The organism is Rubrivivax gelatinosus, from assembly GCF_016583785.1.
GTDB classification, from domain to species: Bacteria; Pseudomonadota; Gammaproteobacteria; order Burkholderiales; family Burkholderiaceae_C; genus Rubrivivax; species Rubrivivax gelatinosus_B.
In genome coordinates this window covers 1-19,467 of the sequence record NZ_NRRU01000001.1, presented here as the reverse complement: position 1 = coordinate 19,467, position 19,467 = coordinate 1, and the positions used below count along the sequence as shown (strand labels likewise).

At 71.2% G+C, this 19,467-nt stretch carries 19 protein-coding genes; 9 read left to right on the top strand and 10 right to left on the bottom strand.

Annotation, left to right across the window (positions count from 1 at the left end; genetic code table 11):
- Positions 1-13: 13 nt before the first annotated feature.
- From CKO43_RS00095 to CKO43_RS00070, 6 genes are all read right to left on the bottom strand, one after another.
- Entirely contained in the window at positions 14-271 is a 258-nt protein-coding gene (locus CKO43_RS00095; protein ID WP_200225712.1) for an acyl carrier protein, read from the bottom strand.
- A 20-nt stretch (positions 272-291) separates the two neighbouring features.
- Positions 292-555 carry a phosphopantetheine-binding protein gene (locus CKO43_RS00090; RefSeq protein WP_200225710.1) on the bottom strand — a complete coding sequence of 88 codons (264 nt, stop codon included), beginning with the start codon at positions 553-555 and terminating at the stop codon, positions 292-294.
- Positions 542-1,318, bottom strand: a complete 777-nt coding sequence (locus tag CKO43_RS00085; protein WP_200377456.1) for a lysophospholipid acyltransferase family protein — start codon at positions 1,316-1,318, stop codon at positions 542-544. The genes CKO43_RS00090 and CKO43_RS00085 overlap by 14 nt, the downstream gene beginning before the upstream one ends.
- A complete protein-coding gene (locus tag CKO43_RS00080; RefSeq protein ID WP_431191951.1) occupies positions 1,311-1,955 on the bottom strand; it encodes a beta-ketoacyl synthase chain length factor in 645 nt (214 codons plus the stop codon). Before CKO43_RS00080 ends, CKO43_RS00085 begins: the two co-directional genes overlap by 8 nt.
- Before the next feature lie 427 nt (positions 1,956-2,382).
- Entirely contained in the window at positions 2,383-3,504 is a 1,122-nt protein-coding gene (locus tag CKO43_RS00075) for a YbdK family carboxylate-amine ligase (protein WP_200377454.1), read from the bottom strand.
- Positions 3,501-4,748: a cation:proton antiporter gene (locus CKO43_RS00070; RefSeq protein WP_200377453.1), complete on the bottom strand. Its 1,248-nt coding sequence runs from the start codon at positions 4,746-4,748 to the stop codon at positions 3,501-3,503. The genes CKO43_RS00075 and CKO43_RS00070 overlap by 4 nt, the downstream gene beginning before the upstream one ends.
- Before the next feature lie 199 nt (positions 4,749-4,947).
- Here CKO43_RS00070 and mltA point away from each other — a divergent pair, with 199 nt between their 5' ends.
- Complete coding sequence (mltA, locus tag CKO43_RS00065; protein WP_242481008.1) at positions 4,948-6,114, top strand: murein transglycosylase A; 1,167 nt, start codon at positions 4,948-4,950, stop codon at positions 6,112-6,114.
- A 1-nt stretch (position 6,115) separates the two neighbouring features.
- Here mltA and CKO43_RS00060 read toward each other — a convergent pair whose 3' ends face one another.
- The 4 genes from CKO43_RS00060 to CKO43_RS00045 form a co-directional block, all read right to left on the bottom strand.
- A complete protein-coding gene (locus CKO43_RS00060; RefSeq protein ID WP_200377537.1) occupies positions 6,116-6,994 on the bottom strand; it encodes an EamA family transporter in 879 nt (292 codons plus the stop codon).
- A gap of 32 nt (positions 6,995-7,026) precedes the next feature.
- On the bottom strand, positions 7,027-8,118 hold the full coding sequence (locus tag CKO43_RS00055) for a GGDEF domain-containing protein (RefSeq protein WP_200225697.1): 1,092 nt from the start codon (positions 8,116-8,118) through the stop codon (positions 7,027-7,029).
- Positions 8,119-8,191: 73 nt separating this feature from the next.
- A complete protein-coding gene (locus tag CKO43_RS00050; protein ID WP_200377451.1) occupies positions 8,192-9,313 on the bottom strand; it encodes a GGDEF domain-containing protein in 1,122 nt (373 codons plus the stop codon).
- A 40-nt stretch (positions 9,314-9,353) separates the two neighbouring features.
- Positions 9,354-9,902, bottom strand: a complete 549-nt coding sequence (locus CKO43_RS00045) for an Lrp/AsnC family transcriptional regulator (protein WP_200225692.1) — start codon at positions 9,900-9,902, stop codon at positions 9,354-9,356.
- Positions 9,903-10,042: 140 nt separating this feature from the next.
- On the opposite strand from CKO43_RS00045, the gene CKO43_RS00040 reads away from it, so the two are divergent.
- The 8 genes from CKO43_RS00040 to CKO43_RS00005 form a co-directional block, all read left to right on the top strand.
- A complete protein-coding gene (locus CKO43_RS00040) occupies positions 10,043-13,621 on the top strand; it encodes an indolepyruvate ferredoxin oxidoreductase family protein (protein ID WP_200377450.1) in 3,579 nt (1,192 codons plus the stop codon).
- Positions 13,622-13,630: 9 nt separating this feature from the next.
- A complete protein-coding gene (locus CKO43_RS00035) occupies positions 13,631-14,479 on the top strand; it encodes a DUF4743 domain-containing protein (RefSeq protein ID WP_200377449.1) in 849 nt (282 codons plus the stop codon).
- 98 nt (positions 14,480-14,577) lie between these two features.
- Positions 14,578-15,114, top strand: coding sequence for a cytochrome b (locus CKO43_RS00030; RefSeq protein ID WP_200225686.1), 537 nt, complete (start codon positions 14,578-14,580; stop codon positions 15,112-15,114).
- A 35-nt stretch (positions 15,115-15,149) separates the two neighbouring features.
- Positions 15,150-15,755, top strand: a complete 606-nt coding sequence (locus CKO43_RS00025; protein WP_242481007.1) for a YceI family protein — start codon at positions 15,150-15,152, stop codon at positions 15,753-15,755.
- Between the two features lie 38 nt (positions 15,756-15,793).
- A complete protein-coding gene (locus CKO43_RS00020) occupies positions 15,794-16,363 on the top strand; it encodes a YceI family protein (protein ID WP_200225682.1) in 570 nt (189 codons plus the stop codon).
- 171 nt (positions 16,364-16,534) lie between these two features.
- On the top strand, positions 16,535-17,653 hold the full coding sequence (locus CKO43_RS00015) for a TRAP transporter substrate-binding protein (protein WP_200377447.1): 1,119 nt from the start codon (positions 16,535-16,537) through the stop codon (positions 17,651-17,653).
- A 100-nt stretch (positions 17,654-17,753) separates the two neighbouring features.
- Entirely contained in the window at positions 17,754-18,368 is a 615-nt protein-coding gene (locus tag CKO43_RS00010) for a TRAP transporter small permease subunit (protein ID WP_200377446.1), read from the top strand.
- On the top strand, positions 18,369-19,467 hold a 1,099-nt coding region (locus CKO43_RS00005; protein WP_200377445.1), incomplete at its 3' end, for a TRAP transporter large permease subunit.

Sequence of the window (19,467 nt, the reverse complement as noted above, 5' to 3'; positions counted from 1 at the left end):
AACGGGACGGCGCTCAGGCGGTCGCGCCGTCGTGCACCAGGCCGTGCAGCGCGTCGACGACGTCCTGCACCGTGCGCACCGACTTGAAGGCCTCGGGCCGGAGCCGGGCGCCGACCAGCGGCTTCAGCTGCACGATCAGGTCGACGGCGTCGATGCTGTCGATGTCGAGGTCGTCGTAGAGGCGGGCCTGCGGCGTGATGCGCTCGGGCGCGATCTCGAAGGTCTGCTGCAGGATCTCGACGATGCGGGCGAGGATGTCGTCCTTGGTCATGGCGGTGCGGGGAATAAGGGTCAGGCCGGCTGGCGCGCGGCGGCGACGAAGGCCGCGAGCGCCTGGACGCTGGCGAAATGGCGGCGTGTCTCCTGCGAGTCGGCCGAGAGGCTCACGCCGTAGCGCTTCTGCAGCGCCAGCCCGAGCTCGAGGGCGTCGATCGAGTCCAGGCCCAGGCCTTCGACGAACAGCGGCGCCTGGGCGTCGATGTCCTCGGGCCGCAGGTCCTCGAGGGACAGCGACGAGATGATGAGTTCCTTGATTTCCTGCTCAAGCCGCTGCACGTGGGTTCTCCGAAGCGAAATGGTGGGTGAGGTGGTCGGTCAGGCGGCGCACCGACAGCGGCTCGGCGACACCGTCGCCGACGAAGTGCCGCACCGGGATGTCGTCGCCGACCTCGAAGACGAAATGCGGCCGCCGCGGGGGCACGCGCCACCAGGGCTCGCCCTTGCCCAGCGTCAGCGGCTCGACGCGGATGTGCACCGGCGTCACGTCGACGCCGCCGCGCACCGCGACGTGGGCGGCGCCGCGCTGCAGCCGCGGCCGGCCCTGGCGCGGCGTGCGCGTGCCTTCGGGGAAGACGATCAGGTTGCCGCCGTCGCGCAGCGAGGCCAGGCAGTCGCCGAGCAGGCCTTCGCCGCTGTCGTTGCAGACGAAGCCGGCGGCGCGCACCGGTCCGCGCGTGAACGGGTTGAGCGCGAGCGCCCCCTTGACGATGCAGTCGGCGCGTTCGACGAAGGCCATCAGGAAGACGACGTCGACCAGCGTCGGGTGGTTGGCCAGCACCAGCAGGCCGCGGCGGCGCAGGCGTTCGGCGCCGCGCAGCTCGTAGCTCAGCACGCCCAGCCCGCTCATCATCGCGATGAACAGGCGGAAGCTGCGGCGGATCAGCCGCCGCGAGCGCCAGGCGCGCCGGCGCGGGTCGCGCACCATCGCCGCCAGCAGCGGGAAGACCACGAGGCGCAGCACCAGCCCGCCGAGCCCGAAGGAGGCGAAACACAGCCCCGTGGCGACGACTCGCCAGCTGCGGTTCAGGCGCTCAGGCATCGTGGCTCCAGTGCCAGCGGCGACCGTCGACGACACGCTGGCAGCCCGGCCCGGGCGCCAGCACGGTCTGCAGCAGCTCCAGGCCGAAGGGCAGGACGGCGGCGCTGTCGGCCTCGACGCCGGCGTCTTCCCAGTCCAGGCGCAAACAGGGCTGGCCAGCGGTGCCGGCCGCGAGCCGCCAGGCCCATGCCCAGGGGGCGGCCGGCCCATCGGAGAACTCGGCGTAAGGCTCGGGCAGCGGGGCGTCGCAGCAGACGACGAGCACCTCGGCCGCGCCGTCGGCGAGCAGCGCGCCGGCTTCGACCAGCGCCGCCGCCGGCGTCGCGGCACCGCCGGCGATCGCGGTGGTATTGGCACGGTCGCCGCGCGCGATCGCGACCATCGCGCCGATCGCGTTGTGCACCGACAGGCCGAAGGTCGTGGGCGACAGCGGCTCAGCCGCGGCCAGCGCGGCGAGCATCTCGAGCGAACGTGCCGGCTCGCCGTAGCGTGAAGCGAAGACCACCGGCATGTCGCGGCGCTCGCCCTGGCACCAGTAGACGACCTGGGCCGCCATGCGGCCGAGCGGGTCCAGGCGCCGACGCAGCATCGGCTGCATTTCGGGCAGCTCGGGGCGCGCGTGGCCAACGGGCAGCACGGGGTCTTGTGCCCAGTCCCGCCATTGCTCCTGCGAGCACAGCCCCGGACTCCAGGCCGACCAATCAGCGATGACGAACTCCAGACTCACGACCACCCCGCCAGGCGATGAGCACGCCGCGCGACAGGGCTCAACCGAGTCGGCTCATCCCCATTCGCGTCCTCCGCTAGCGCACGAATGTTTCCATTGCAATTCTAAGGTCACGCCTGTTTACGACGGTGAGCACTTGTCGCCAGGGTTATGCTGTGTGGTTGCCCGCAACAGCCCCCCGCAAACGCGCGCTTGCCTTCGGTATTCCAGCTGCGACAGGCGCTCTCGGCCCGCCAGCTTCATCGGCGCGCAGCCGGCGAACCGTAGGCTGGCGGCCGGCGCGAAGACGCCGCTTCTTGCGCCAGATCAGCCGCCCCCCGCGGCGGCAGCGCAGCCCTCAGCCGCGCCCGGCCCAGCGCAGCGTCTGCCGGCGCACCACTTCGTTGAGCAGGTGTTCGCGCCCCTGGGTCGCCCGGATCCAGCTCGCGTCGTTGCCGTGGCCGGCCAGTTCGCGCCGCAGGTATTGCAGCGCGCCCTCGGCGCGCAGGTCGGTCGCGTGCGGCTCCAGCCGCCCGAACAGCGCCTGCAGGTCCTCGCGCAGCGGGCGATGCTCGCCGCTGCCGGGGTCGACGTAGAGCGCGTCCAGCCCGAAGCGGCACGCCTGGAAACGGTTGAAGGTATAGGGCAGGTAGTCGTCCTCGGCCGGCTGGAACGGGCGCTCGATGCGCAGCCAGCGCGCCAGGCACTGGATCAGCCCGGCCATCGCCGCCGCCTTCTCGATCGTCAGCGGGGTGTCGAGCACGCGCACCTCGATCGTGCCGAACTCGGGCTTGGGCCGGATGTCCCAGTAGAAGTCCTTCATGCTCTTGACGACGCCGGTGCGCGTCATCTTGGCGAAGAAGACGCCGAAGTCTTCCCAGGTCAGCACGAAGGGCGCGCGCCCCGACAGCGGGAACGCGAACACCGAGTTCAGCCGCGCCGAGTGGAAGGCGGTGTCGGTGCCCTGGACGAAGGGCGACGAGGCCGACAGCGCGATCAGGTGCGGGATGTAGCGCCCCAGCCCGTGCAGCAGCACCAGCGCCTCGTCGGCCGTCGAACAACCGACGTGCACGTGCTGGCCGAAGATCGTGAACTGCTTGGACAGGTAGCCGTAGAGCTCGCTGATCTGCTTGAAGCGCGGCTTGTCGAAGATGCGGCGCTGGCTCCAGTCCTGGAACGGGTGCGTGCCGCCGCCGGACAGCGCCACGCCCAGCTTGTCGGCGGCGCCGACGAGCGCGTCGCGGATCTCGGTCAGCTGCGCCAGCGCGTCGGCGTGGTCCTCGCAGATGCCGGTGGACAGCTCGATCATGCTGTCGGTGATCTCGGGCACCACCGAGCCCGGCAGCTTGTGTTTGCCGAGCACACGCAGCAGGTCGGCGGCGGCCGGCGTCAGGTCGTAGTCGTGCGTCGAGACGATCTGCAGCTCGAGCTCGACACCCAGCGTCAGCGGGCGCGAATCGGAGAACTTTTCCAGGCTCATGCCGCCGCTCCCGTCGTCGCCGCCGCACGCCAGGTCGGCTCGGGCCGGTGTTCACCCGCCAGCCGCAGCCCCCACTGCACCGCCAGCGGCCCCAGTACCTCCATGAAGGCGATCGCCGACAGCACGATCGGCACCACCTGCGGCGCGAAGCCGGGGTGCGTCAGCTGCAGGTCGGTCAGCAGCACCAGCACCGTGCCCGACAGCGGCGTCAGCGCCAGCGACAGGCCCGCGGCCTGGCGCCAGCCGATGCCGCTCCAGCGCGCGAAAGCGAACACCGAGGCCGTCTTGGCCGCGGCGCGTGCGATCAGCAGCACGATCGCCAGCCCGCCGCCGACCAGCAGCGCGTCCAGCGTGACGACGCTGCCGACGACGACGAAGAGCATCAGCACCAGCACGCCGCCGGCGGTGCCGAAGTGGCGCGGCCAGACCCAGGGCCGTTCGGTCGAGTTGCGCAGCAGCACCCCGGCCAGCAGCGGCACCAGCAGCGTCGACAGGTTGGCGAGCTGGGCGATCATCAGCGCCAGCACCACCATGCCCAGCAGCAGCAGCACGGCGTTTTCGTCGCGCAGCTCGAGCCGGCGCGCGACCCAGGCCACCAGCCGCGACAGCAGCGCCGCCAGCAGCACCGAGCCGCCGAAAGCCCACAGCGGCTGCGACACCGCGCGCACCCAGTCCCCACCCACGTCCAGGTGCAGCCAGCCGATGACGAGCTTGTGCGCCAGCACCGCCAGCAGCGTGTTCAGCGCCGTCAGCACGATCATGCGTTCGGTCACCTGGCCGGCCGACTTCAGCTCGCTGGCGACACGCGAGATCACCGCGCCCGAAGCGCAGGTGCCCAGCGTCGCGCAGGCGAGCGCCACGTTGACCGGCTGCCCGGCCCAGCGCAGCACGAGATAGATCGCCGCCAGACTGGCGAAGGCTTCGAGCGCACTGGTGGCCAGCAGCGCCGGGTTGGCCTGCAGCCAGCGCAGGCGCACGCGGCTGCCGAGTTCGAACAGCAGCAGCGCCAGCGCCAGGTCGACGACCAGCCGCGCCGGGCCGTGCAGCACGCCGCCGCCCCATCCGGCCAGGCCGATCAGCAAGCCCACGGCGCTGTAGCCGACGATGCGCGGCACGCCGAACAGCCGCCGCACCGCTTCGCCCAGCAAGGCGCCGGCGACGAGCGCGAGCGCGCCCCAGAACGGCACCTGCGGCTCGAGCGGCCAGGGCTCGATCTGCAGATAACCTGCCACTTCAGCGAGCATGGAACCTCCTCCGTCTTCTTCGCTCCCGGTGACAGACACCGTCAGCGACGAAGGAGTTCCATCAGCCGGTGGCCGCCGCAGGCTGGATCAACCCTCGTCGTCGCGGCGTTCGCCCCGGCGGCGCCCGGCGAACATGACCCACCAGACGATCCAGACCAGCAGCGCCAGCGCCGCGAGCGCCTCCAGCACAATCAGCCACATGCCCTGGATTCTTGCGCCGCGACGCGGCCGGTTGGCGGCCGGGTTCGCGGCCGCCGCGCTCGCCGCCTGCAGCTCGGTGCCGCTGCCGCCCGAGCGGCCCGCCCCCGTCGAGATCGTCCCCCCGGCGCCGGCCGTGGCCACGCCGCCAGCCGGTATCGAACGCAGCCGTTCGCGCTGGGTCGCGGTCGACTGGTCCGAACTGCCCGGCTGGAACGAAGACCGTGTCGCCGAGGTCTGGCCCGCGCTGCGCGCCAGCTGCGGCCGGCCGGCAGCGGGCTGGGCCGAGCTCTGCGCGCGCGCGCAGCTGGAACCACCCGCCGACGACGGCGCCGCGCGCGCCTGGCTCGCACGCTGGCTGCAGCCCTGGCGCGTCGAGTCGCTGGACGGCCAGCCCGAGGGCCTGGCCACCGGCTACTTCGAGCCGCTGGTGCAGGCCACGCGCCAGCCGCGCGGCGAGTTCCGCGTGCCGCTGTACGCCCCACCGTCGGCGGCGGCGATGCCACGCCCGGGCTGGACGCGCCAGCAACTGGACACGCTGCCGGCGGCCAAGGCGGCACTGCGCGGGCGCGAGATCGCCTGGGTCGCCGACCCGCTGGACGCGCTGCTGCTGCAGGTGCAGGGCTCGGGCCGGCTGCTGGTCGACGAAGCCGACGGCAGCCGCCGCCTGGTGCGCCTGGCCTTTGCCGGCCACAACGAGCAGCCCTACAAGTCGGTCGGGCGCTGGCTCGTCGAACGCGGCGAGCTGACGCTGGAGACGGCCTCGTGGCCGGCGATCCGCGCCTGGGCGCGGCGTTACCCGCAGCGGGTGCAGGAGCTGCTCTGGGCGAACCCGCGTGTCGTCTTCTTCCGCGAGGAGCCGCTGCCCGACCCCACGGTCGGCCCGCGCGGCGCGCAAGGCGTGCCGCTGCTGCCGGGGCGTTCGATCGCGGTCGACGCCGCCAGCATCCCCTACGGCACGCCGGTGTGGCTGGACACCACCGAGCCGCTGTCGGCGACGCCGCTGCGCCGGCTGGTGATGGCCCAGGACACCGGCAGCGCCATCGTCGGCGCGGTGCGTGCCGACTACTTCTGGGGCTGGGGCGCCGACGCCGAGGCCCAGGCCGGCCGCATGAAGCAGCCGCTGCGGCTCTGGGCGCTATGGCCGCGCGGCGTGCGGCCCAACTGAATCAGCGCGCCGCCAGCCGTTCGCGCAGCCGCGGCCACAGCAGGTTCAGCGCCAGCCCGGCCATCACCAGCGCCGCGGCGCCGAGTTTCCAGGCCGGCAGCGGCTCGGCCAGCATCAGCGCCGACGCACCCATGCCGAACACCGGCACCAGCAGCGCCAGCGGCACGATGGTGGCCGCCGGGTGGCGCGCCAGCAGCCAGCCCCAGGCGGCGTAGCCGAAGAGCGAGTTGCCCACCGACTGCCACAGCACCGCCGCCCAGGCGCCGGCGTCGGCCGCGGCCAGCGCCTGCACGATCTGCTGCGGCCCTTCCAGCAGCAGCGACAGCAGCGCCAGCGGCGGCAGCGCGAACAGGCTGGACCAGACGACGTAACCCAGCATGTCGACCTTGCCGCTGTGGCGCGCCACCAGGTTGCCGCCGGCCCAGGACGCCGCGGCGCAGAGCACCAGCGCCAGCCCCAGCGGCGTCGTCTGGGCGTCGGTGTGCCAGGCGATGACGGCGATGCCGGACACCGCCAGCGCCAGCGCGCCCCACTGGAACAGGCGCACACGTTCGCCGGCGAGCACGATCGCCAGTGCGATCGTGAAGAAGACCTGGGTCTGGATCACCAGCGACGCGAGCCCGGGCGCGATGTGGCCACGCATCGCGACGTAGAGCAGGCCGAACTGGCCGGCGCCGATCAGCACGCCGTAGGCCGCCAGATGGCGCCAGGGCACCGGCGGCCGGCGGATGAACAGCGCTGCCGGCAGCAGCACGAAGGCGAAACGCAGCACCGCGAACAGCAGCGGCGGCAGCGTCGCCAGCGCCAGCTTGATGACGACGAAGTTGGTGCCCCAGACCGCGACCACCGCCAGCGCGAGCAGCAGATGGCGCGCCGGCAGCGCCGCGCCGCCGGACCCCGCGGCCGGCGCCGTCACGCGACGACCACCCGGCTCTCGCCCTGGCGCAAAGCGTCCTGCAGCGCCTGCTCGGCGCGCGCCACGGTCTGCTCGACGGTCTCGCCGGCGTGGTGTTCGGCCATCCCCGCCGACAGCGTGATGCGCAGCGCCTCGGCCTCGCGCAGCACCGGCACGCCAGCGACGGCCTCGCGCAGGCGGTCCAGGCCGGCGCGCGCGAGCGCGGCGCGGGTGTCGGACATCAGCAGCAGGAAACGGGCAGCGTCCCAGTAGGCGAGCACGTCGGCGACACGCACCCGGTGCGCCGCCTCCTGCGCGACGCCGCGCAGCAGCCGGATGTCGCCGTCGGCGCCGAGCGCCTCCGCGTGCGTGCCGAAGTCGTCGACCTCGAGCAGCGCGACGCAGAAGGTGTGGCCCGAGCGGATGCAGCGCTGGTGCTCCTGCTCCATCAACTCGACCATGTGGCGGCGGTTGATCAGCCCGGTGAGTTCGTCGCGCGTGGCGAGCTGGCGGATGCGTTCGAGCGCGGCGCTCAGTTCGGCGCGCTGCAGGCTCGAGCGTTCACGCAGCCGCGCCAGGCGCGCGGCGAGGATGGAAGCCGCCGGCATCATCGTCGCGACCATCAGGAAGTGGCCGAGTTCGATCGCCGGCGGGTAACGCACCGGGTCAAGCCCGGCCATCACCGCCATCGTCATGCCGAGCACGACGACGCCGAAGACGCAGACGCCGGCCATCTGCCGCATCGTCGAGCGGAACATGCCGTACATCAGCACCACCATCACGACCGGGAAGACGCCGCCGCGGCCGGGGCCGAGCAGCGCGTAGGCGGCGGCGCTGCAGGCGATCGCGAAGTCCATCTGCACGACCGACAGCGTCGGGTCGGCCAGGCGCTCGCTCCAGCCGCTGCGCATCGCGCCGTAGATCGCCGCCATGCCGGCGAAGGCGACCGCGGTCCAGATCGCGACGCCGCTGCGCGACGCGGCACCGATCCAGACGAAGTAGTGCATCGCGCCGATGCCGGCGCACATCGTCGACATCGCGAGCAGCGATTGCAGCAGCCGCACCCGTCGAACCGGGTCCGGAGTCAGCAGCAGATCGAGCAGGCGCATCGGCCTCGGGGTCCTCCACAGGGCTCAAGCCCGCGAGGGTATCGCACTCGGGCGCCGCCAGCGCCGCCGCGGATCAGGCCGGCGCGGGCTCCAGCAGCGCGCGGTCGCGGCCTTCGTGTTTGGCGCGGTACATCGCGGCGTCGGCGCGCGCGATCGCTGCGTCCAGGTCGGCATCGGCCGCGTCGCCGCAGGCGGCGATGCCGGCGGAGAAGGTGACGACGTAGCCGGGGCCCGCGGCTGCCAGCGGCGCCGCGTGCAGCCGTGCACGCAGCCGCGCCAGCACCGCCAGCGCCTGCTCGGGCGTCGTCGCCGGCATCAGCAGCAGGAACTCCTCGCCGCCCCAGCGCGCCAGCATGTCCTCGGCGCGCACGGTCTCGCGCGCGACACGGGCGAAGTGGCGCAGCACCTCGTCGCCGACGGCGTGGCCGCGGCTGTCGTTGACCTGCTTGAAGCGGTCGAGGTCGATCATCGCGACGCACAGCGGCGCACCGGGGTCGCGCGCCGCGCGCCGCAGCTGCTCGCCGGCGGCGCGGCGGTTGGTCAGGCCGGTGAGTTCATCCTTGGTGGCCAGCGCCTGGATGCGTTCGAGTGCCGAGGCGAGTTCGGCGCGCTCGCGCTGGCTTTGGCGCTTCAGCCGCCCGATCAGCGTCGCCAGCACCGTCGACACCGACATCACGATGGCGGCGAAGATCAGGTGCATCAGCTCGACACGCGGGTCATAACGCAGCGGCTCGCTCTGCGTCTTCCACACCACCACCAGGGTGATCGCGAGGAACGAGGTCAGGGCCATCAGCCGCGTCTGGCGCGGTGTCAGCGTGAAGATGCCGAACAGCGGCATCAGCACCAGCAGCACGACGGCGGCGCCGCGCGCCGGCCCGGACACGGCATAGGCCCAGGAGATCGACACCAGCGCCCAGCTCGCCTGCAGCCAGGACAGCGCGGCGTCGCTGGCCAGCCGGGGCGCCAGGCCGCTGCGCATCAGCAGATAGAACAGCGTCGCGCCGACCAGGCTGAAGACCGCCAGCCGCGAGGTGTGGGCCTCGTCCGCCAGGCCCAGCATGGCCGCCGCATGCTGCGCGCACGCCATCACGAAGCAGGTCAGCCAGCCGACCAGCGTCAGCAGCGTGTGCAGGCGCCGCTGGGGGTCGCTCCCCAGCAGCAGCTCCGCGGGTCCGGGGCGCGTCGATACAGTCATTCGCCCGATTTCGGCTAATCTGATATTTACTTGAGGAACATCATCTCGTTTCGATCAGATGCGTGAGTGGCAGCGCGGCGCCTGCCTTGACCTCGCCGAGGGAGAAGCTGGTGTGCAGGTCCTTCACGTTGGGCAGTTTGAACAGCGTCTGCATGGTCCAACGCGAGAAGGCGTCGAGGTCGGTGGCGACGACGTGCAGCTCGAAAGTGCCGGCGCCGCTGATGTAGTGGCAGGCCACGACCTCGGGCAGCGCGCGCAGGCCCTGCTCCAGCGCCTGCGTCGCGTCGGCGTTGTTGCGTTCGGCGTCGACCCGCACGAAGGCGAGCACGCCCAGGCCGATGCGGCGGCGGTCGATCTCGGCGCGGTAGCCGGTGATGTAGCCCTGCTGCTCGAGCCGGCGCACGCGGCGCCAGGTCGGCGCCGGCGACAGCCCGATGCGGGTCGCGAGTTCGGCGTTGGACAGGCGCGCGTCCTGCTGCAGCGCCGCGAGGATGCCGACGTCGTGCCGGTCCAGCCCCTGGCGCGAACCGTCCGCCGGCTCGCCGTCGCCACTCGTGGTTTTCCCTGAACCGACGGATTTGAGCGCCATTCTTTCTCCATTAGGCCATCCGACGAAATGGCATTGCCGTAATCGTCGCTGACGCGGCATTACCCGAAAAGACAGGGCCAACCCTGCTGCCTAAACTGGTTCGCACCCCTTCGGCACGCCCGGCCACGAGGAGCCGCACGATGAACGCACCCCCGACCGACGCGATCCGCCAGGCGCTGCAAAGCGTTTCGCTCGACGACAAATACGCCCTCGAAACCGGCCGCGCCTTCATGAGCGGCGTGCAGGCCTTGGTGCGGCTGCCGATGCTGCAGCGCCAGCGCGATGCGCAGGCGGGGCTGAACACCGCCGGCTTCATCAGCGGCTACCGCGGCAGCCCGCTGGGCGGCTACGACCAGGCGCTGTGGGCGGCCAAGAAGCACCTGGCGGCCCACCACATCGTCTTCCAGCCCGGCGTCAACGAGGAGCTGGGCGCGACCGCGGTCTGGGGCACGCAGCAGCTGGACCTGTTCCCGGATGCCAAGCAGTTCGACGGCGTCTTCGGCCTCTGGTACGGCAAGGGCCCGGGCGTGGACCGCTGCTCCGACGTCTTCAAACACGCCAACATGGCCGGCACCGCGCGCCACGGCGGCGTCGTCGCGATCGCCGGCGACGACCACGTCGCCAAGAGCTCGACCGCGGCGCACCAGAGCGACCACATCTTCAAGGCCTGCGGGCTGCCGGTGTTCTTCCCGGCGAGCGTGCAGGAGATCCTGGACCTGGGGCTGCATGCGATCGCGATGAGCCGCTTCTCGGGGCTGTGGACCTCGATGAAGACGATCCAGGACATCGTCGAGAGCAGCACCACCGTCGACCTCGACCCGGGCCGCGTGAACATCGTGCTGCCCGAGGACTTCGCCATGCCGCCGGGCGGCCTGCACATCCGCTGGCCCGACACGCCGCTGGAGCAGGAAGCGCGGCTGATGGACCACAAGTGGTACGCCGCGTTGGCCTACGTGCGTGCGAACCGGCTGAACCACGACGTCGTGCGCGGCGCCAACGACCGCTTCGGCATCATCGCCAGCGGCAAGTCCTGGAACGACACGCGCCAGGCGCTGGCCGACCTGGGGCTGGACGACGCCACCTGCCGCACGCTCGGCATCCGGCTGCACAAGGTGGCGGTGGTCTGGCCGCTGGAGGCGACCGCCACGCGCGCCTTCGCCGAGGGCCTGGACGAGATCCTGGTCGTCGAGGAAAAGCGCCAGATCATCGAATACCAGCTGAAGGAAGAGCTCTACAACTGGCGCGCCGATGTGCGCCCCAACGTGCTCGGCAAGTTCGACGAGCCCGAGGGCGAGGACAGCGGCGGCGAATGGAGCCGCCCGAACCCGAGCGAGAACTGGCTGCTGCGCGCCAAGGCCGACCTGACGCCGGCGATCATCGCGCGCGCCATCGCCAAGCGGCTGAAGAAGCTGGGCGTGCCGGCTGACGTGGCCGCGCGCATGGACGCCTGGCTGGCCGTCGTCGACCGGCGCGAACACGAACTGGCCGCCACCGGCACCGACACCGGCGTGCGCCCGCCCTGGTTCTGCAGCGGCTGCCCGCACAACACCAGCACCCGCGTGCCCGAAGGCAGCCGGGCGCTGGCCGGCATCGGCTGCCACTACATGGCGACCTGGATGGACCGCTCGACGACGACCTTTTCGCAGATGGGCGGCGAAGGTGTCGCCTGGGTGGGCCAGGCGCCGTTCTCGAAGGACGGCCACGTCTTCGCCAACCTCGGAGACGGCACCTACTTCCACAGCGGCATCCTCGCGGTGCGCCAGAGCATCGCCGCCGGCGTCAACATCACCTACAAGCTGCTCTACAACGACGCCGTCGCGATGACCGGCGGCCAGCAGGTCGGCGAGCGGCCCGAAGGCCACACGGTGCCGCAGATCGTCGCGAGCCTGCTCAGCGAAGGCGTGCGCCGGCTCGACGTCGTCAGCGACGAGCCGCAGAAGTACGACGGCATCGCCCTGCCCCCGGGCGTGGCCGTGCACCACCGCGACGAGTTCGACCGGCTGCAGCGCGAGTTCCGCGGCATCCCGGGCACGACGGTCCTCGTCTACGACCAGACCTGCGCGACCGAAAAACGCCGCCGCCGCAAACGCGGCAAGCTCGCCGAGCCGACGAAGAGCGTCGTCATCAACGAACTGGTCTGCGAAGGCTGCGGCGACTGCAGCGTGCAGAGCAACTGCCTGTCGGTCGAGCCGCTCGAGACCGAGTTCGGCCGCAAGCGCCGCATCAACCAGAACAGCTGCAACAAGGACTTCTCCTGCGTGAAGGGCTTCTGCCCGAGCTTCGTCACCGTCGAAGGCGGCATGCTGCGCAAGGCGACGCCGGCCGGGCGGCCGGCACTCGACGCGCTGCCGCCGCTGCCCGAGCCCGAACTGCCGCCGCACGACCAGGCCTGGGGCATCGTCGTCGCCGGCATCGGCGGCACCGGCGTCATCACGATCGGCCAGCTGCTGGGCATGGCCGCGCACCTGGAAGGCAAGGGCGTGATCACCCAGGACGCCGGCGGCCTGGCGCAAAAGGGCGGCGCAGCCTGGAGCCATGTGCAGATCGCCGCCAGCCCGCAGGCGATCCGCACCACCAAGGTCGACGTCGCCAAGGCCGATCTCGTGATCGCCTGCGACGCCATCGTCGGCGCGTCGAAGACGACGCTGGCGACGATGGCCGGCGGCCGCACCTACGTCGCGCTGAACACGCACGGCACGCCGACGGCCTCGGTGATGGCCAACCCCGACTGGGCCTCGCCCGCCGGCGCCTGCGAGGCGCTGCTGCGCAGCAGCGTCGGCGCCGATCTCGTCGGTGCTTTCGACGCCGAACAGGCGGCCGAACGCCTGCTCGGCGAGACCATCTACACCAACCCGCTGCTGCTGGGTTACGCCTGGCAGCAGGGCCGCATCCCGCTGTCGCACGCGGCGCTGATGCGCGCGATCGAGCTCAACGGCGTGCAGGTGCAGAAGAACCAGGCCGCTTTCGAATGGGGCCGGCGCTGCGCCCACGACCTGGCCGCGGTGCGTTCGCTGACGCAGGCGCGCCAGGTCATCGACATCGTGCGCCGGCCTTCGCTGGACGAGCTCGTCGCGCGCCGCGTCGACTTCCTCACGGCCTACCAGAACGCCGACTACGCGGCGAACTACCGCGGTTTCGTCGAACGGGTGCGCGAGGCCGAACGCCCGCTGGGTTCGACCCGGCTCGCCGAAGCGGTGGCGCGCTACCTGTTCAAGCTGATGGCCTACAAGGACGAATACGAGGTCGCGCGGCTGCACGTCGACCCGGCGTTCAAGGCCCGGCTGGCGGCGATGTTCGAAGGCGAGGTCAAGCTCGTGCACCACCTCGCGCCGCCGCTGCTGGCCAGCCGCAACGAACGTGGCGAACTCGTCAAGCGCCGCTACGGGCCCTGGCTGCACCACGTCTTCCCGCTGCTGGCGCGGCTGAAGGTGCTGCGCGGCACGGCTTTCGACCCCTTCGGCCGCCATCCGGAGCGTGTGATCGAACGCCGTCTGATCACCGACTACCGCGCCGACATCGAGGCGCTGCTGCCGCAGCTGGACGCCTCTCGACTGGCACTGGCGGTCGAGATCGCGCGCCTGCCGGAAGACATCCGCGGTTACGGCCACGTGAAGGAACGCCACCTGGCGGCGGTGCGCATCCGCCGCGACGCGCTGCTGGCGCGCTGGAGCGAACCGGCGTCGGCGCCGCAGGGCGAGCCCGCGAACAGCGCCCGATAGACTCGCGGCGTGAGCCCACCCGCAACCTGGTACGCCCTCACCGCCGCCACCCGCGCCGAACGGCCGCGGCTGCCGTTCAGCGTCGGTGGCCGCGTCGTCGGCTCGGTCGCGGCCGGCGAAGCCGAGGCGCTGGCCGGGTTCGCCGAACTCGAAGTCGGCACCGACGGCGTCAGTCTGGCGGTGCCGGCCGACGAGCGCGACGCGGCGCTGGCGCGCATCAACACCACGCTGCGCGACGCCGGCCGGCTGCTGGGCTGGCGCGACGAACTCTTTCCCCTCTACGACCCGCAGACGCAGGACGTGCTGGCGCGCTTCGAACGCGCCGCGGCGCGTTACTGGGGCACGCTGACGCTGGGCGCACACGCCACCGGCTGGGTGGCAGGAGCCGACGGCCGCCCGGCGGCGCTGTGGATCGCGCAGCGTTCATTCAGCAAGTCCACCGACCCGGGGCTGCACGACAACCTGATCGGCGGCGGCGTGGCCGACGGCCAGACGCCCGAACAGACGCTGCTGCGCGAAGCCTGGGAAGAAGCCGGGCTCGCACCCGAAGACCTGGCGCCGCGCCGGCCAGGCAGCGTGCTGCGCACCGCGCGCGACGTGCCCGAAGGCCTGCAACACGAGCTGATCCACTGCTGGGACCTGGAGCTGCCGGCCGGCCGGCTGCCGCAGAACCAGGACGGCGAGGTCCATGCCTTCCGGCTGCTGCCGCTGGAGCAGGCGCTGGCGCTGGCGGCGACCGCGGCGATGACGGTCGACGCCGCGCTGGTGACGCTGGATTTCCTGCTGCGCCACGGCCTCGTGGCCGACGCCGCGCTGCAGGCGCGGCTGGCGCCGCTGCGCGTCGGCATGGCCGGCTGAATCCCCCACATCCGTTCGGGCGCTTTCACCGGTTCTGACTGGGGCGATCAAATCTCTTGAACCGCGGCGTGCGGGGCGGCCCGGATACTGGCGCCGCCATGAAACACAACGCCCGCTACGACGCCGTCGCCATCACGTTCCACTGGGTGCTGGCGATCGCCATCGTCGGCGCCTTCTCGGTGGGTTTCTACATGAGCGACCTGCCGCTGTCGCCAACCCGGATGAAGCTCTACAACTGGCACAAGTGGGCCGGCGTGCTGATCCTGGGCTTCTCGGCGCTGCGCCTGCTGTGGCGCCTGACGCACCGCCCGCCGGCAGACCTGCCGGCGCCGGCCTGGCAGCAGCGCGCCGCACACGGCGCCCACATCGCGCTGTACGCGCTGTTCTTCGCGGTGCCGCTGTCGGGTTGGGCCTACAGCTCGGCCGCGGGCTTCCCGATCGTGCTCTTCGGCGTGCTGCCGCTGCCCGACTTCATCGGCGCCGACCGCGCGCTGGCCGAGACCATCAAGCCGCTGCACGGTGTCTTCGCCTACACGCTGGCCGCGGTCGTCGTGCTGCACGTCGCTGCGGCGCTGAAACACCAGTTCGTCGACCGCGACGGCCTGCTCGGGCGCATCGGCCTGGGCCGCAGCTGACCCGGCCTCCCTCATCCGACACGAAAGACATGACCATGCAGACCCTCGCCCGTCCCCTGCTGCGCGCCGCCGCCCCGCTGGCGCTGGCCGCCGCACTGCTCGCCGCCCCCTGGGCCGCTCAGGCCCAGAACAAGGCCCCCGCGGCCCAGCTGGTGCCCGCCGCCAGCGAGATCGTCTTCACGACGACGCCGATGGGCGTGCCGGTCGAAGGGCGCTTCGGCAAGTTCTCGGCCACCGTCGCACTCGACCCGAAGAAGCCCGAGGGCGGCAGCGTCGCACTCTCGATCGACACCGGCAGCGCCCGCTTTGGCACGCCCGAACTCGACGGCGAGGTCGGCAAGCCGGTGTGGCTGGCGGTGGCGAAGTTTCCGCAGGCCACGTTCCAGTCCACGCGCATCAGCGCCGCCGGCGCCGGCCGCTTCCAGGTTGCCGGCAAGCTGACGATCAAGGGCACGTCGCAGGACGTCGTCGTGCCGGTGCAGGTGACGCAGAGCGGCGCCACCAGCACGGCCACCGGCACGCTGAAGATCAAGCGGCTGGGCTTCAAGGTCGGCGACGGCGAATGGGCCGACACCTCGATGCTCGCCGACGACGTGCAGATCCGCTTCAAGCTCGCGCTCACCGGCCTGCCGCCGCTGTGAGCCCGCAACCCGTCCCTTCCCCCGCAACAGGAGTCCCGATGAAGACTTTCGCCACCGCTGCCCTGCTCGCCGCCGCCGCGTTCGCCGCTCAGGCCGAACCCGTGACCTACAAGGTCGATCCGACCCACGCCGCCGCGTTCTACGAGATCGGCCACTTCGCGACCAGCACCAACCGCGGCCGCTTCCCGGTCAAGGAAGGCAGCGTCGTCATCGACCGCGCGGCCAAGACCGGCAAGGTCGACATCACGCTGGACGTGGCCAACGTCGCCACCGGCGTGCCCGGCATGGACAAGCACCTGAAGGGCCCGGACTTCTTCGACACCGAGAAGTACCCCAGCGGCCGCTTCGTCGCCGACAAGCTGACGTTCAACGGCGACAAGGTCACCGAGGTCACCGGCGCGCTGACGCTGCTGGGCAAGACGCACCCGGTGACGCTGAAGGCGGAAAACTTCAACTGCTACCAGAACCCGATGCTCAAGCGCGAGGTCTGCGGCGGTGACTTCGAGACCACGATCAAGCGCAGCCTCTGGGGCGTGAGCTACGGCCTGCAGTACGGCTTCGCCGACGACATCAAGCTGCAGATCCAGGTTGAAGGCGTGCGCCAGTAACACCGGACTCAGCCGAACGAACAGGGCCGCCGCGAGCGGCCCTGTTCCGTTTTGGCACACCGCGCGGGCACGGGGAGCCCGGGGTAAGACCGGGTTGCCGGGCAAGGGGGCGGACTCAATAGTCGTTCGAGGCTTCCGCGAGAGACGGGGGCCGACACAGGAGACCTCCCGATGCACGACGTCCCCCCGCCCGCGCCGCGGCGCAAGTTTCTGAAGAAGGCCGCCGCCGGCGCGGCCGGCGCCGGCGCGCTGGCCGCGCCGATGATCGCCACGGCGCAGACCGTCAACCTGCGTTTCCAGAGCACCTGGCCGTCCAAGGACATCTTCCACGAGTACGCACTCGACTTCGCGAAGAAGGTCAACGAGATGGCCGGCGGCCGGCTCAAGATCGAGGTGCTGCCCGCCGGCGCGGTGGTGCCGGCATTCCAGCTGCTCGAAGCCGTCGCCAAGGGCACGCTCGACGGCGGCCACGGCGTCATGGCCTACCACTACGGCAAGAACACCGCGCTCGCGCTCTGGGGCTCGGGCCCGTCCTTCGGCATGGACGCCAACATGCTGCTGGCCTGGCACAAGTACGGCGGCGGCGAAGCGCTGCTGGCCGACATCTACAAAAGCCTGAACATGGACGTGCGCTCGTTCCTGTACGGGCCGATGCCGACGCAGCCGCTGGGCTGGTTCAAGAAGCCGATCGCACGTGTCGAGGACCTGAAGGGCGTCAAGTTCCGCACCGTCGGCATCGCCGTCGACGTCTTCACCGAGATGGGCGCGGCGGTCAACCCGCTGCCCGGCGGCGAGATCGTGCCAGCGCTGGACCGCGGGCTGATCGACGGTGCCGAGTTCAACAACGCCAGCTCCGACCGCCTGCTCGGTTTCCCCGACGTCGCCAAGACCTGCATGCTGCAGAGCTTTCACCAGAGCAGCGAGCAGTTCGAGATCCTGTTCAACGGGCCCAAGTACAACGGCCTGCCGACCGAGCTGAAACGCATCATCGACTACGCCGTCGAGGCCTCCAGCGCCGACATGAGCTGGAAGGCGATCGACCGCAACTCCAAGGACTACATCGAGCTCAAGACCAAGGACGGCGTCAAGTTCTACAAGACGCCCGACGCGATCCTGCGCGCCCAGCTCGCCGCCTACGACAAGGTGGTCGAGAAGAAGTCGGCCGAAAACCCGTCGTTCAAGCGCGTCATCGACAGCCAGCGCGCCTTCGCGCAGCGCGCCGGCTCGTGGCAGAACGACTACGGCGTCGACATGAAGATGGCCTGGAACCACTACTTCGGCCGGCGCTGATGCAGCTCCGCGCCGCGCCCCAAGCCTGAGCCCCGAGGCCACCGGCCCCCCGGTGGCCTTTTCTTCGACCGCGCCCCGCGGGGCGCCTGCACCACCCACGATGCAACGCCTGCTGCTGACGGTGGACCGGCTGTCCACCTGGATGGGCCAGGCCTTCGCCTGGTCCATCGTGCTGCTGACCTTCGGGATCAGCGCCGAGGTCTTCTCGCGCTACGTGCTCAACGAGCCGCACGACTGGGCGCTCAACGGCCAGATCATGCTGTACGGCGTGCTGTTCATGATGGCCGGCGCCTACGCGCTGGCGAAGAACAACCACGTGCGCGGCGACGTGCTCTACGGCTTCTTCAGCCCACGCACGCAGGCGGCGGTCGACCTCGTGCTCTACCTGCTGTTCTTCCTGCCCGGCATCGTCGCGCTGACCTGGGCCGGCTGGACCTATGCGATGGAGTCCTTCGTGATCCGCGAGAAGACCTTCTCGGCGACGCCGCTGCCGCTGTACCCGTTCAAGTTCGTGATCCCGCTGGCCGGCGCGCTGCTGCTGCTGCAGGGCGCGGTCGAGATCGTGCGCTGCGTGCTCTGCCTGCGCGACGGGCAATGGCCGTCGCGCGACCAGGACGTCGAGGAGGTCGACGTCGACAAGTTGAAGGCCATGGTCCACGTGAAAGACGAGGACATCGCCGCGCTCGACCGCTACGTCGCACCGAAGGAGCGCTGAGTGAAGCTGCGCAAGGAGTTGTGGTTCGGCTTCACGCTGATGGCGCTGATCCTCTGCGGCGTCGCCTTCATGCTGCTGAGCGCCAAGACCATCACCAACGGCCACCTCGGCCTGCTGATGCTGTCGCTGATCGTGGTCGCGATCATGCTGGGCTTTCCCACCGCGTTCACGCTGATGGGCATGGGCATGATCTTCACCTGGCTCGCCTACGAACGCGACATCGGCAGGACGCTGGACCTGATGGTGCAGTCGGCGTTCAAGGTGATGAGCAACGACGTGCTGATCTCGATCCCGCTGTTCGTCTTCATGGGCTACCTGGTCGAGCGCGCGAACCTGATCGAGAAGCTGTTCCGCAGCCTGCACCTGGCGATGGCGCGGGTGCCGGGCTCGCTGGCGGTGGCGACGCTGCTGACCTGTGCGGTGTTCGCCACTGCCACCGGCATCGTCGGCGCCGTCGTCACGCTGATGGGGCTGCTGGCGCTGCCGCAGATGCTGAAGTCGGGTTACGACGTGCGGCTGTCGGCCGGCGCCATCACCGCCGGCGGCTGCCTGGGCATCCTGATCCCGCCCTCGGTGCTGCTGATCGTTTACGGCGCGACCGCCGGCGTCTCGGTGGTGCAGCTCTACGCCGGCGCCTTCTTCCCCGGGCTGATGCTGGCGGGGCTGTACATCATCTTCGTGATCATCGTCGCGACGCTGCGGCCGGGACTGGCGCCGCCGCTGGCGCTGGAACTACGTGTGGTCGCGCTGCCGCTGGCCACCGCACGCATCGCCGACGGTGCCCGGCTGGCGCTGCCGGCGCTGCTGAAGGCGTTGAAGGGCCCGCGCAACGCCGACGTGCCGGCGTCGCACCTGCTGCGCCAACTCGCCGTCGTGCTGCTCCCGGCGCTGCTGTTCGCCCTGGTCGCCTGGGGCACGCACCAGCTCGTCACGGCACCGGCCGCGGCTGCCGCCGACAGCGGGCTGGCCGAGATCGGTGCGCCGGGCGAACCGGGCGCCGAACGGCCGGCCGACAGCGGCGGCCTGGCCGAACCACCCGCTGCGGCGGACACGCCGGCCGACGGCACGCTGGCCGAACCGCCGGCGGCCAGGGCGGTGG

What these genes read in the sequence shown, in the direction of transcription:
- CKO43_RS00070 (WP_200377453.1), bottom strand. Translation starts at nt 4,748, where the DNA reads ATGCTCGCTGAAGTGGCAGGTTATCTGCAGATCGAGCCCTGGCCGCTC.
- CKO43_RS00040 (WP_200377450.1), top strand. Translation starts at nt 10,043, where the DNA reads ATGAACGCACCCCCGACCGACGCGATCCGCCAGGCGCTGCAAAGCGTT.
- CKO43_RS00010 (WP_200377446.1), top strand. Translation starts at nt 17,754, where the DNA reads ATGCAACGCCTGCTGCTGACGGTGGACCGGCTGTCCACCTGGATGGGC.
- CKO43_RS00095 (WP_200225712.1), bottom strand. Translation starts at nt 271, where the DNA reads ATGACCAAGGACGACATCCTCGCCCGCATCGTCGAGATCCTGCAGCAG.
- CKO43_RS00025 (WP_242481007.1), top strand. Translation starts at nt 15,150, where the DNA reads ATGCAGACCCTCGCCCGTCCCCTGCTGCGCGCCGCCGCCCCGCTGGCG.
- CKO43_RS00085 (WP_200377456.1), bottom strand. Translation starts at nt 1,318, where the DNA reads ATGCCTGAGCGCCTGAACCGCAGCTGGCGAGTCGTCGCCACGGGGCTG.
- CKO43_RS00020 (WP_200225682.1), top strand. Translation starts at nt 15,794, where the DNA reads ATGAAGACTTTCGCCACCGCTGCCCTGCTCGCCGCCGCCGCGTTCGCC.
- mltA (WP_242481008.1), top strand. Translation starts at nt 4,948, where the DNA reads ATGCCCTGGATTCTTGCGCCGCGACGCGGCCGGTTGGCGGCCGGGTTC.
- CKO43_RS00075 (WP_200377454.1), bottom strand. Translation starts at nt 3,504, where the DNA reads ATGAGCCTGGAAAAGTTCTCCGATTCGCGCCCGCTGACGCTGGGTGTC.
- CKO43_RS00030 (WP_200225686.1), top strand. Translation starts at nt 14,578, where the DNA reads ATGAAACACAACGCCCGCTACGACGCCGTCGCCATCACGTTCCACTGG.
- CKO43_RS00055 (WP_200225697.1), bottom strand. Translation starts at nt 8,118, where the DNA reads ATGCGCCTGCTCGATCTGCTGCTGACTCCGGACCCGGTTCGACGGGTG.
- CKO43_RS00050 (WP_200377451.1), bottom strand. Translation starts at nt 9,313, where the DNA reads ATGACTGTATCGACGCGCCCCGGACCCGCGGAGCTGCTGCTGGGGAGC.
- CKO43_RS00015 (WP_200377447.1), top strand. Translation starts at nt 16,535, where the DNA reads ATGCACGACGTCCCCCCGCCCGCGCCGCGGCGCAAGTTTCTGAAGAAG.
- CKO43_RS00045 (WP_200225692.1), bottom strand. Translation starts at nt 9,902, where the DNA reads ATGGCGCTCAAATCCGTCGGTTCAGGGAAAACCACGAGTGGCGACGGC.